12 protein-coding genes are annotated in these 11,757 nt (G+C 60.0%); 9 read left to right on the forward strand and 3 right to left on the reverse strand.

Annotated features, from left to right (window positions below):
• Positions 1–27 precede the first annotated feature (27 nt).
• Positions 28–318: a co-chaperone GroES gene (gene groES / locus H6866_05575; protein ID USO06918.1), complete on the reverse strand. Its 291-nt coding sequence runs from the start codon at positions 316–318 to the stop codon at positions 28–30.
• Positions 319–421: 103 nt separating this feature from the next.
• A complete protein-coding gene (locus tag H6866_05580; GenBank protein USO06919.1) occupies positions 422–1,093 on the reverse strand; it encodes an HAD family hydrolase in 672 nt (223 codons plus the stop codon).
• 144 nt (positions 1,094–1,237) lie between these two features.
• Here H6866_05580 and H6866_05585 point away from each other — a divergent pair, with 144 nt between their 5' ends.
• Positions 1,238–1,504 carry a Usg family protein gene (locus tag H6866_05585; protein ID USO08603.1) on the forward strand — a complete coding sequence of 89 codons (267 nt, stop codon included), beginning with the start codon at positions 1,238–1,240 and terminating at the stop codon, positions 1,502–1,504.
• A gap of 33 nt (positions 1,505–1,537) precedes the next feature.
• Here the strand turns inward: H6866_05585 and H6866_05590 are convergent, their stop codons facing one another.
• The gene (locus H6866_05590) at positions 1,538–2,281 is read right to left on the reverse strand and encodes a hypothetical protein (GenBank protein USO06920.1); all 744 of its coding nucleotides are present in this window, start codon (positions 2,279–2,281) and stop codon (positions 1,538–1,540) included.
• Positions 2,282–2,435: 154 nt separating this feature from the next.
• Here H6866_05590 and H6866_05595 point away from each other — a divergent pair, with 154 nt between their 5' ends.
• The 8 genes from H6866_05595 (at position 2,436) to H6866_05630 (ending at position 11,740) form a co-directional block, all read left to right on the forward strand.
• Positions 2,436–3,479, forward strand: a complete 1,044-nt coding sequence (locus tag H6866_05595; protein ID USO06921.1) for a class I SAM-dependent methyltransferase — start codon at positions 2,436–2,438, stop codon at positions 3,477–3,479.
• A gap of 2 nt (positions 3,480–3,481) precedes the next feature.
• Entirely contained in the window at positions 3,482–4,228 is a 747-nt protein-coding gene (locus tag H6866_05600) for an SIMPL domain-containing protein (protein ID USO06922.1), read from the forward strand.
• A gap of 302 nt (positions 4,229–4,530) precedes the next feature.
• A complete protein-coding gene (locus H6866_05605; protein USO06923.1) occupies positions 4,531–5,856 on the forward strand; it encodes a hypothetical protein in 1,326 nt (441 codons plus the stop codon).
• A 33-nt stretch (positions 5,857–5,889) separates the two neighbouring features.
• The gene (locus H6866_05610; GenBank protein ID USO06924.1) at positions 5,890–6,354 is read left to right on the forward strand and encodes a hypothetical protein; all 465 of its coding nucleotides are present in this window, start codon (positions 5,890–5,892) and stop codon (positions 6,352–6,354) included.
• Between the two features lie 5 nt (positions 6,355–6,359).
• On the forward strand, positions 6,360–7,064 hold the full coding sequence (locus H6866_05615; GenBank protein ID USO06925.1) for a type IV secretion protein DotN: 705 nt from the start codon (positions 6,360–6,362) through the stop codon (positions 7,062–7,064).
• Positions 7,065–7,230: 166 nt separating this feature from the next.
• Positions 7,231–10,221, forward strand: coding sequence for a type IV secretion protein IcmB (locus tag H6866_05620; GenBank protein ID USO06926.1), 2,991 nt, complete (start codon positions 7,231–7,233; stop codon positions 10,219–10,221).
• Between the two features lie 10 nt (positions 10,222–10,231).
• Positions 10,232–10,687: a hypothetical protein gene (locus H6866_05625; GenBank protein USO06927.1), complete on the forward strand. Its 456-nt coding sequence runs from the start codon at positions 10,232–10,234 to the stop codon at positions 10,685–10,687.
• Positions 10,688–10,693: 6 nt separating this feature from the next.
• Positions 10,694–11,740: an aldo/keto reductase gene (locus H6866_05630; GenBank protein USO06928.1), complete on the forward strand. Its 1,047-nt coding sequence runs from the start codon at positions 10,694–10,696 to the stop codon at positions 11,738–11,740.
• The last annotated feature ends 17 nt before the right edge of the window (positions 11,741–11,757 follow it).

Raw genomic sequence — 11,757 nt, forward strand, 5'->3', positions numbered from 1 at the left:
TAAGACTCCTGTCGTTTTTTGTGTGGGTTAGGCGGCGATGACGCCGACGATGTCGGATTCCTTCATGACCAGGTATTCATGGCCATCGATGGTCACTTCGGTGCCGGACCATTTGGAAAACAGCACGCGATCGCCGGCCTTGACGTCCAGCGGCACCACTTTGCCCGAATCGTCGCGCAGGCCGGTGCCGACGGCGACGATTTCGCCTTCCATCGGTTTTTCCTTGGCGGTGTCGGGGATGATGATGCCGCCCGCCGTTTTTTCGTTCTGCTCGATCCGGCGCAGTAGGACGCGATCATGCAAGGGACGAAATTTCATGTCTAAACTCCGTTTTGTCTGGGTTTTGGGTTTTTGGCACTCCCATAGGTCGAGTGCCAGAAGGGTTATATGCCCCGAAAGACTCGATTTTCAAGGGTAAAGTTCAAAAAGCGCCCAGCCCCAGAAAGTCGCGAAGCTGCCCGCGTGTATGCGCGATAAAGGCAGGGGACTGACGCGAAAGCCGTGTGGCGTCATGCGCTCCCCATGTCACCCCGCAGGTTGTAGCCGCCGCTTCGCGCCCCATGGCGATATCGCCTTCGGCGTCGCCCACGACGCAAATATTGGGTCCCGCACTCAAACCGAATGCTTCAAGGCATTTCAGGGCGGTGTCGGGCGCGGGTTTGTAGGCCTGCACCATATCCGACCCCACATAGGCGTCGATATAGGGCGCCAGCCCCGCATGTTCGCAGCTATGGATGGCGGGCCGCGTTTCCTTGCTGGTCGCGATGCCGATGAGAACGCCTGCTTCCTTAAGCCCGGCCAGTATCTCGGGGATGCCTTCATAAGCCTGCAATTCCCCCGCCTCGACCATCACCTTGAAGCGCGCGCGGTAATCGGCATAAAGCGCGCCGGGGTCGATGGTTTCAAAAGCCGGGCCTGCCAACTTGGCGAAGTAGACTTCGATGGGGATGCCCATATAGGCGATGACGGCCGCCGCCGTCGGCACCGGCAGCGCGAAATGCCGGAAAGCGTCGATGGCGGATTGCGCGACCAGTCGTCCGGAATCCACCAGCGTGCCATCAAGATCGAATATAACGGCGGAAAAACGGGTCATAACGCTGCCGGTGATAGGGCGGAAACAAGACGCGGTCAACATACGGTCGATGCGAAGGATGCCCAATTAACGCGGGATTAACAAATCCTTGGGCACAATGAAACTACCGGCGGAAATGCCGGATAAGCATGCATTGGGAGGAACCTGATGAGCGATATCGAATTGCTGCTGCATGACTACCGCCTGACGACGGCGGAGATTTTTTATCACATGCCCGATTATCCCGCCTTGCTGCAGACCTATGTCTGGCAGGATTACGATCTGGCGCCGCAATACCCGGTTCTGTCCAAGTTTTTGGGCTTTTGGGTCGAAAAACTGGATGGAAAACTGCATTCCGTCTATGTTGCGCGCAAAAAACTGGTCACCGCGCATGAATTTCAGGCTTTGGACGGGGTATTTCTGGTCCATTAAGCCTGATTTAACGCGAAAAACATGCAAATAAGGTCATTTTAGCCTGAATCCACCCCCAAGGCGTCGCATGACATGTCGGGTGCTGCCATCCGGAATCTCATGAATTTTACGTCGCGTCCAGACAGGGCTGTAATATATGGTTTTGCCGAAATTTAGATCATTTCCGGCTAAAATACCGGCATTTTGGTCTGAAATCAGGGTGATTATGCTGGAATCACCCCATGCGGACCCTGCTGCAAGCAAAAAAATGGCCTTCATCTGGTCTTTTTGATACAAAAAACCCAGATTATTCATCTTTTCCGGCCCAAAAACCATTCGTTCGGGTATTTCATTGTCCAACCCTGCCTGCTGGAGCGCCAGAAACACGGATTCGACCGGCTGCGCGGTGACGATCGCGGCCACGGCCACCCGGTCGGGATGGGGTGGTTTATAAGTTCCTTGCGCGTCGTATTCCAGTGGCGGTTTTGGAAAGATCTGCCTGAGCGCGCGGATCAGCCGCGGCCCTGCCATGTGCCGCTGACGATGCAACCCTTCATACCGTAAACGCAAAAACAGGCTGGTATCGCCATTCGGACGCTGGCCTTTGGGCGCGGATTCCGCCGCAAGCCGCGCAAATCTTGCCGTCGGCGACATCAAGCGCAGCGCCTTGTCGTAAGGCCGCGTCGCCACCTGCATCTGGGCCAGCGCGTCCTGTTCCGCCTGTTCCACCCGCTCGGCCCAGACAGGCCCGGGGGCTGGCCTGAAAACGGTCTGGTCGAGATGCAGGATGGTGAACATGTTTCGTGCCTCTTTTTGCGGTGTTCCTTTATGACCGCATAACGCTGCCCGCCCTCGCAACGCATGAATCTGCATCCCCCATGCACAAAGTTCATGAACGTGGTATAACGCCACGCAACCCCACCACTTCACCCAAACAATCACACGTGATCCCATGCACCCTATTACCGACACCCTGACCGCCGCTCTTTTATACGCGGCAGAACAATCCGGCGATCTGAAGTCCCCTGTTGCAATTGTGAACGCGGCAGACGGGAATATGGCAGGCATGGACATACTGGGCGTCAAGGGTGACGCATGTGTGAAACAAAGCGATAACGCCTGTAACAATTTAAAAAACACATTAGAATGTGTTTTTAATAGCGTTTTTATCCGCGCCACCCGCCAGATCGAGGAAACATTGGGCTATCTGGTACTGGCCGCCGACCACACAGCGCCGGACGGCCATATCCTGATCGCGCAGGAAAACGCCCATGGCGCGCAAGGGCTTGAAAAAACCGTGCGCCGGGTTTTCCCGAACGCCCGCGCCGTCATCAAATATAAATGCCGCACCTTGGTGCTCGCCCGCGCCGATGCTGATCCGGCGGCCCTGGAACGCTGGCGCGCCGCCGCTTCCATTCGCTTCGTCGCGGCGGGTAAGGGCCGCGGCGGTGGATTCTGGACCACGCCCGGCTTGTTCGCGTGGGACCGCGCCGATCCCGGTTCGCGCCTGCTGCTTGAAACGCTGCCGCTGAATATCGGCTCCGCGATCGCCGATCTGGGTTGCGGCAACGGCTATCTGGCGATGCATCTCGCGCGTCGCCCGGAACTGCGCCGCCTGTACGCGATCGACGCCGATGCGCGCGCGGTCGAATGCTGCCGCCGCAATTTGGCGACCGTGGCTCCGCCGACTCTGGAATGGGATGTCCGCTGGGGTGACGCGACCCGGCCCGCGCCGGACTTAACCGGCTTCGACGCCGCCGGCTTCGACGCTGTGGTCACGAACCCGCCCTTTCACACCCAGCAGGACGAGGACCGCGCCCTTGGCCAGCGTTTTTGCGTTTCTGCCATAAATTTGCTCAAACCCGGTGGCAGCGTCTATCTCGTGGCCAACCGGCATTTGCCCTATGAAACGGTGCTTGAAAACGCAGGGGGGCGTATTACGCTTCTGGCCGATACGCTTGGCTACAAGGTGCTGCAAGCCACTAAAGGAGATTAACGATGACCGAAGCTTCTTCCTCGTCTTCCTGTTGCAGGCCGGGTGCGCTGCATCTTTTGGCCGCTTTGTTGCTGGCGCTGGGTCTGGGCGGCGCAGGCTACGCGGTGATGAAAGGGTTGGTCCACCTGCGCGGCGGCGAACGCAGCGTGACGGTGCGCGGCCTTTCCGAACAAGACGTGCGCGCCGATCTGGCCATCTGGCCGGTTCAGTACACGGTCACTGACAACGACCTTGGCGTCGCGCAGAAGGCATTGGACGATCAGGGCCAAAAAATCGAGGCCTTCCTGAAGGCGCAGGGCCTGCCCGCCAACGCCGTGCGCGTCCAGAAGGTAGAGGTGACGGATCTTCTGGCCCAGCAATACCGACCCGACAATATCCAGAACGGGCGCTACCTGCTGACCAAGACCTATATGGTGCGCACGACGGACGTCGATCTGGTCGACAAAATCGCCCGCAACGTGGGCGAGCTGATCGCACAGGGCGTGATACTCGCGCCGGGCAGCGGCCCGTCCTATATTTTCACCAAACTCAACGACATCAAGCCGGACATGATCGCCCGGGCGACGGAAAGCGCGCGCGAGGGCGCCCGCAAATTCGCCGAGGATTCGGGCGCGCGCGTGGGCGGCATCCGCACCGCCACGCAGGGTCTGTTCCAGATCAGCGCGCGCGACGACGACAACAGCCCGGAAACCGCGGTGATCGACAAACGGGTGCGGGTAGTCACGACGGTGGAATACGATCTCGAATAGCCGATTGCGTTGCGATCCAGCGTGACGGGGCCAGAGCGACCAGAAACGGCGGCGACTGCCGCCGCGCGAGCTTATGCGAGCGAAGCCAAGCGGCGTGTGAGCGACCAGAAACGATCAACCAAAATGTCGCACCCCCGGCATTTACTTAAAATTTTAAGCAATTTTTAAATGTCCCGGTGCATGATGGATTGAAAGTTAAGGAAAATGCTTGGGGCGTGCTTGGTATACGGTGTGCGATTTCATTGCGAAACCGGCCCCCTTTATGTTTAAATAGTAAAAGAAAACAAAAGGGTGTGATCATAATGCGCAAACTGCGCGCGTATTACGAAAGGTTTCAGGGTTGGCTCGCCACGCCGCAGGCGCGCGCGGCGCTTTTCGTCGTGCTTGGCCTGTTCGTGGCCACGCATGCGGGCGCGGCGTTGGCCGAACCTTTGGGCGGCACGACTGCCGACTTTCAGAACTATGCCAAGAACACGACGAATCAGACGGCGATTCTGATCGATATTTTCAATTATATCGCCTTTCTTTCCGGCTGCATTCTGGCCGGCCTGGGCATCAATGAATTGCGCCTTGTAAGCGAGGGGTCCGGTTCCGACGGGTTGAAAATGCGTCATCCGATCGCCAAGCTCGGCTTTGGCGGCATATTGATGGCCGTGCCGTATATGACGGCGGTGGCGCAGGGCACGTTCGACGGTGGCACCAGCGCCATCTTTGAAATGTTCAATATGAACGCCTACAAGTTCAACCCCTCCGGCACTGGCGGGATCAAGAATAACGGGATCAGCGGCCTGATCGCCCACGGCGTCAACGAAACCATGATTTTGATCGACGTTGCCAACGTGGCGGCGTTCATCATCGGCGTCTTTTTTGTCGTCCGCGGCATCCAGATGCTGCGCGCGCATATCGAAAATCCCGGCCAGACCCAGTTGCCGGACAGCCTGAAACGTCTGGCGGTCGGCGGCGCGCTTTTATCCTTCCCGATCATCGTCAACGTCATCTACAACACCTTTGGCGCCGGCGGCACGGGTTCCAGCGCGCTCGCCAACACCGGCTGGACCGCGAATGCGGGGTCTGGCGCCGGGTCGCTCGACGGCATGATGGTGTCGTTCATTTCCGACATCGCCAACCCCGCCTATTCGGCGATCGAGCTGTTTTGCTATCTCGCGGGCATCCTGATGGTTCTTTTCGCCATGCAGCGCCTGGTGCGCACGGCGCAGGACGGGCCGCGCGGGCCTTTGGGCTTCGGCACCATCACCATGTTCGTGGTGGCGGGATGCCTGTTGTCCTTCCCGCAACTTTTAAGCGCCCTCGATATGAGCCTTCTGGGCGGCGGTCAGGCGCTGACCAAGGTCGAATTCATGTCCGGCACCGGTGTCGACGCGGCCCAGCTTCAGAACGCCAAGAACGTGTTTTCCGCGGTACTGGCTTTTATGGCGGTGATCGGGTTTTTGTCGGTGGTGCGCGGGCTGTTTTTACTTAAGGGCTTTGCCGAAGGCGCGCAGGGCGCTAGCATGATGTCGGTCGTCACGCACATCGTCGCAGGGTCGATCGCGATCAATCTGGGAAGTTTCATCAACGCCGTACAAACTTCTTTGGGTATCACCAGTTTTCCCGTAACATTCAACTAATTTTACTTTCATTCAGGCAGGAGGAATAAACGCATGAAAATTTCCATCTCTAATCTCGGTCACCAGACCTCGGCGCTGATCGACTCGGTGCTCTACGCCCGTACCCGTTCGGCGGCGCGTATCCGGGTCTTTGGCGTGGCCGTGGGCGTGGGCGCGCTGGTCGCGCTCAACACCACCGACGCGCTGGCAAGCTCGGCCAATCTGTCGTCCTACGCGAAGGATGCCTCGGGCAAGACCAACGTGACGGTCGATATCCTGACCTATATCGCCTATATCGGCGGCGCGATTCTCTCGGGCCTCGGGATCATGGACCTGAAAAAACACGTCGAGGACCCAAGCCAGAAACCGATGAAAAACGGCATTGCCAAGCTGGGCTTCGGCGGCATGCTGCTGGCGCTGCCTTACTTTACCGCAGTGATGCAGGGCACGACGGGTGGTGAGAACGCTGGTGCCGCAGCGATAAAAAACTGGGGCAGTAAACCGACGGTCGGTGGGTAGTTAAATTGCCTTTTCTACCGATCATACCCGGCCTCTCTGGGGCCGGGGCTTCGGCCAAGGCCGGCGGATCGACCGCCGGCCCTTCTGCTTTGGGTGTCGAGGTGCCGGACGAAATCCGCGCCTCGGTCCTTGAACGCGACGGCCATGCCTGCCGGTATTGCGGGTTTACCGCCCGCAAATACCAATTGGTGCGCCTGCGCGGCGAACGGGGCAACGTGAACAACCCCGACCATCTGGCGACCGCGTGCATCTTCTGCGATCAGGTTTTCGCGCTTGACCGTGTCGCGACCATGAAATCCGGCGTGCTGATCTGGATGCCGGAACTCGATCAGGCGATGCTGCATCACGTCGCCCGCGCGATCTATGTCGCGCGCATCAGTCAGGGCGCGGTGGCCGATGCCGCCCGCCGCACGTTGGAGGCGATCACCGCCCGCCGTGACGAGGCGAAAAACCGCATCAAGACCGACGATCCGGCGGTGCTGGCCATGGTCTTGCGCGAGTATATCGATCCGCGCGCCTATAAAAATCGTGGCGCGAAGCTGGAGGGGATCCGCCTTTTCCCCCTTGATCGCCGGATCATTTCCGAAGGCGACCTCGAATTCAACCAGTTCCCGCAGATCCTGGCCTACTGGCGCTCCAAGGACGGCCCTTTCGGCGCGTGGCAGCCCGCGCAATGGCTGGAAGAATTCAAACAGCTCAAGGCGGCATAACCTCCGTCCGGTACGCTCCCGGCGTCTGAAGGACAAACAAGCATATAAGGCGCCAAGTCTGCATCCGCGACCGCGGCCCCGCGAGGCCCTAAAACAAACAAGCCAGGGGTGGCGGACGCCCTGAATTTCACGCTATAATCGCGCCGATATATAACCCCGTGATTCAATGAGCTTTATCGACAAATTCTTTACCCCCTTCGTCAACGGCTTTCGCCAGCCGGTGGAATCGTTCATCCGTATCGAAACCATGGATGACGAAACCACGCTGGTTGCCGCCGACGGGTCGTTGATCAGCTATCTGCGCGTGGACGGATCGCGCCAGATCATCGGCGAGGAGGAATACGCGCATCTGGTCGAATCCGCGACCGTGAAATTGGGCGCGCGTTTTGACCGGCCCGGCCACGGGATGCAGATTTACTTCGTGCGCGATCCGGCGCGTGCGCGCGGCGCGTTGGAGGAACTGGTCCGCCCCTCGCATAACGCGGCCAGAAATATCGGCCTCGACCTCGACGATCTGTTTCGCGAACGCATCCGTCATCTTTCGCATTACATGGTTTGGGAGGAATGCTTTTTCGTCCTTTGGACCCGCCCCTCCATCCTGACCAAGGCCGATTACGCGCGCGCCGCCAAGGATGCCAAGAACAAGAAATGGGTTCAGGCGCCGAATGCGCAGTTTCCGCTGGCCGCGCTCGACATTCTGCGCGCGCGGCATAAATCCTACAGCGCGGGTATTATGTCCGCGCTTGACGAACTCGGCATCCGTGCCGATCTGCTTGAATCGCATGATGCGCTCAGGGCCGTGCGCAACAACATGTTCCCCGATCACGTCAACGATAAATGGCGCCCCTGCCTGCCGGGGGACCCAATCCCCGTGCGTGCATCCACCGACCCGGCGGATTATTCGGAAATCCTTTGGCCTTCGCTCAAAAAACAGATTACCGCGTCCTCGGCGGCGATCCTCAACGACCACGCGGTACGCATCGGCGGCATGCTTTGGGGCGGGTGCGACGTCGTGCTCGCGCCGATGGACCCGTCGCCCTTTCCGATGCTGCTCAACCGGCTGTTCGACACCAAGGTGCCGTTCCGCATCTCGTTCATGGTTGAAAGCGGCGGGGTCGAGGGCGTCAACGCCAAGCACCGCATCGCCACCTTCCTGACCATTACCAACCCGATCAACCGCACTATCAAGAATTCCATCGACTCGCTCAAGGCGCTCGCGCGTTCGCAGCCGGTGGTCAAATTGCGCATATCGCTGGCGACCTGGGCGCCGGCGGACAAGATCGACTTGCTGGAAGATCGTGTTTCGGTGCTGATGCAGGCCGTGGAATCCTGGGGGTATTGTCAGGTTTCAAACGTCGTCGGCGACCCGCTTGAATGCGTGATGTCCTCGGTGATGGGCATATCCGCGGCTTCGACCGCGCCCACCGCCATCGCCCCGATGACCGAGGTGATGCGCCTTCTGCCGTGGCAGCGCCCGTCCAGCCCGTTCGACAAGGGCGCGCTTTTGCTGCGCACCCCGGACGGCAAGGTCTGGCCCTATCAGACCGGCACCAATTTGACGACCACGTGGTTCGACCTGATTTTCGCGCAGCCGGGGGCGGGGAAATCCGTGCTGATGAACTCGCTCAATCTCGGCACCTGCCTTTCGCCCGGCCTTTCGCGTCTGCCTTTCGTGGCGGTCATCGATATCGGCCCGTCCTCGTCGGGGCTGATTTCGCTGATCAAGGAATCCCTGCCGCAGGAACGCCGGCATGAGGCGGCCTATTACCGCCTCCAGATGTCGCCGCAATACGCGATCAACCCCTTCGACACCCAGCTTGGCTGCCGCCAGCCGCTGATCGACGAACGCTCGTATCTGGTCGAGCTGCTGACCTTGCTGTGCACCCCGCCGGGGGCCGAACGCCCATATGACGGCATCCAGCAGCTCGCGGGTCTGGTAGTCGATGAAATGTACCGTTGGCGCGACGATTCCATGGCCAATGCCGAAGCGCGCCCCTATCTGCCCCGTGTCGACCACGACATCGACGAAGCGATCAAGAAATACAACGTCCACCTGCCGCAGGACCCGTATTGGTGGGACGTGGTCGACCAGTTCTTCGACCGCGAATTGTGGCATCTCGCCAATCTGGCCCAGCGCCATGCGGTGCCGGTGCTGGGCGATGCGATTACCGCCGCCCGTCGTCCGCAAATTCGTGCGTTGCTGGACGAAACCCAGATCGGCAGTTCGTCGGAAAGCGTGATCAACGCCTTTGAACGGATGGTGACCTCGGCGATCCGTGAATACCCGATCCTGTCCTCGGTCACGCGCTTTGAAATCACCGACGCGCGCGTCTGCGCGCTGGACTTGATGGACGTCGCGCCCCAGGGGGACGAGGCCGCGGATCGCCAGACCTCGATCATGTACATGCTCGCCCGCCACGCGCTGGTCCGCAGTTGGTGGATGTCGCAAGACACGCTGCGCGCGATCCCGGAAAAATACCGCAAATATCACGAATCCCGCCTGATCGACATGGGCGAAACGCCCAAGCGTCTATGCTATGACGAATTCCACCGCACATCGAAATCGCAATCGGTGCGCGGTCAGGTGATCCGCGACGTGCGCGAAGGACGTAAACGCGGGGTCCAGATCGTGTTGGCGTCGCAACTGCTCGACGACTTTGACGACGACATGATCGATCTTGCGACCGGTGTCTGGGTTCTGGGGACCGCCGTTTCCGAACGCGCGGTCGAAAACGTGCAAACGCGCTTTGGCCTTTCCAACACCGCGCGCCATGTGATTCGTCACCGTTTGACCGGCCCGCGCGCCGGTGGCGCGCCCGCCTTGCTGGTGCTTGGCACCAACGAGGGCCGGTACGAACAGCATCTGATCAACACGCTGGGGCCGGTCGAACTATGGGCGCTTTCGACCTCGGCCGAGGACGTGGGCATCCGCAACCGGCTTTACACGCGGCTGGGCGCGCGCCGTGCGCGCCAGATGCTGGCTTCCAACTTTCCCGGCGGGTCGGCGCGTTCGGAAATCAAGCGCCGCGTCTTTGCCCGCGCCGAGGCGGGCGAAACCCAGACCGCCGCCATATCCGGCGTGATCGAGGAAATCGTCGAGGAGCTGGTGGACATGGCCCACCAGAACCCGGAAATCGGCGACGGATCGGGCGCATAGGCGGGCCGCGATGGGCAAGATCCTGACCCGCAAATTTCTGAAACTCCCGCTTTGGCTCTGGCTTACGCTGGCGCTTTTTATCGCGGGCGGCGCGCTGGGGTTCGTGCTGACAAGGCCTCAGCACGCGGGCTGGCGTTATGGCGTCTGCCGCGCCTATCTTGAACTCTATCTGCGCTTTCCCGAAACCATACGGATTGACGAGGGGGGCGAGACTTCGACCGGCGCGATGCTGATCTTCGCCGACGTCAATCCCTTCGGCTCGGAGCAGGTGCGCATGTGGGAATGTTATTTCACCCGCGGAAACGATGGCAACGTCACGCTTTCGCGCATCACCATCGACCGCCGCGCGCTGCCGGCGGCGTTGATCCAGAAATATGCGCAGATGCTGCCTGTTCTCGCTGGCCTTGAGCTGAATACCGCGCTACCTAAAGAACTTCCGAACGATTTGGAAGACTTGAAGGATTGATCGCACATGAAAAAGAAGATTTTGGGCTCCAGCGGGCTGGAAGTCACCGACATCTGCCTCGGCACCATGACCTGGGGCAACCAGAATACGCAGGACGAAGGCCATCGCCAGATGGATTACGCGCTGGATCGCGGCATCAATTTCTTCGACACCGCCGAAATGTACGCGGTGCCGCCCTCGGCCGAAACCTACGGCAAGACGGAAGCCATTATCGGCGCGTGGTTCGCCGCCCGCAAAAACCGCGATAAAATCATTCTTGCCAGCAAGATGGTCGGCCCCGGCTTCCGCTGGGTCAGGGACGCCGCGCCGATCAGCGCCGCGACCGTGCCGCTGGCGATCGAAGGCTCGCTCAAACGCCTTCAGACCGATTATATCGACGTCTATCAGTTGCACTGGCCGAACAGGCCCTTTCCGCATTTCGTCAATCATGGTGCAGGGAAAATCGACTTTACCGCGACCACGACCGCGCGGGAGGAAGACAATCTTCTCGAAATCCTGCGCGCGCTGGCCGAAGCGGTAAAAGCCGGAAAAATCCGTCATATGGCCCTGTCCAATGACAGCGCCTGGGGTGTGATGAAATACCTCTGGCTTGCCGAAAAACACGGCCTGCCGCGCATGGTGTCGATCCAGTGCGAATTCGGCCTGCTTTGCCGCGTCGACGACCCGCATCTGGCCGAGGTTTGCGTGCGCGAAAACGTCGCCTATCTGCCGTGGTCGCCTTTGGGCGGCGGCGCGCTTTCGGGCAAATACGCGGGCGGCGCGCGGCCCGCGGGCGCACGCTGGACCGTCGATCCGCGCCCGCCGCACCGCGACACGCCGGACACCCATCTTGCGATCGCGGCTTATGGCGCGGTCGCCGAAAAACACGGGCTGGATTTATGCCAGATGGGCATCGCCTTCTGCCGCGCCCAGAATTTCGTGACCTCGACGATCATCGGCGCGACCACGATGCAGCAGCTTGAAACCAATATCGGCGCGGGCGAGATCGAGCTTGGCCCGGAAGTCCTTAAAGACATCGACGCGGTCTATCATTCCTTCCCGATGCCGTACTAACTTGACTTATTTGACAT

It is taken from the genome of Rhodospirillales bacterium (assembly GCA_023898805.1).
GTDB lineage: Bacteria > Pseudomonadota > Alphaproteobacteria > Micavibrionales > UBA1664 > UBA6145.

What these genes read in the sequence shown, in the direction of transcription:
- groES (USO06918.1), bottom strand. Translation starts at nt 318, where the DNA reads ATGAAATTTCGTCCCTTGCATGATCGCGTCCTACTGCGCCGGATCGAG.
- H6866_05580 (USO06919.1), bottom strand. Translation starts at nt 1,093, where the DNA reads ATGACCCGTTTTTCCGCCGTTATATTCGATCTTGATGGCACGCTGGTG.
- H6866_05590 (USO06920.1), bottom strand. Translation starts at nt 2,281, where the DNA reads ATGTTCACCATCCTGCATCTCGACCAGACCGTTTTCAGGCCAGCCCCC.
- H6866_05595 (USO06921.1), top strand. Translation starts at nt 2,436, where the DNA reads ATGCACCCTATTACCGACACCCTGACCGCCGCTCTTTTATACGCGGCA.
- H6866_05600 (USO06922.1), top strand. Translation starts at nt 3,482, where the DNA reads ATGACCGAAGCTTCTTCCTCGTCTTCCTGTTGCAGGCCGGGTGCGCTG.
- H6866_05605 (USO06923.1), top strand. Translation starts at nt 4,531, where the DNA reads ATGCGCAAACTGCGCGCGTATTACGAAAGGTTTCAGGGTTGGCTCGCC.
- H6866_05610 (USO06924.1), top strand. Translation starts at nt 5,890, where the DNA reads ATGAAAATTTCCATCTCTAATCTCGGTCACCAGACCTCGGCGCTGATC.
- H6866_05620 (USO06926.1), top strand. Translation starts at nt 7,231, where the DNA reads ATGAGCTTTATCGACAAATTCTTTACCCCCTTCGTCAACGGCTTTCGC.
- H6866_05625 (USO06927.1), top strand. Translation starts at nt 10,232, where the DNA reads ATGGGCAAGATCCTGACCCGCAAATTTCTGAAACTCCCGCTTTGGCTC.
- H6866_05630 (USO06928.1), top strand. Translation starts at nt 10,694, where the DNA reads ATGAAAAAGAAGATTTTGGGCTCCAGCGGGCTGGAAGTCACCGACATC.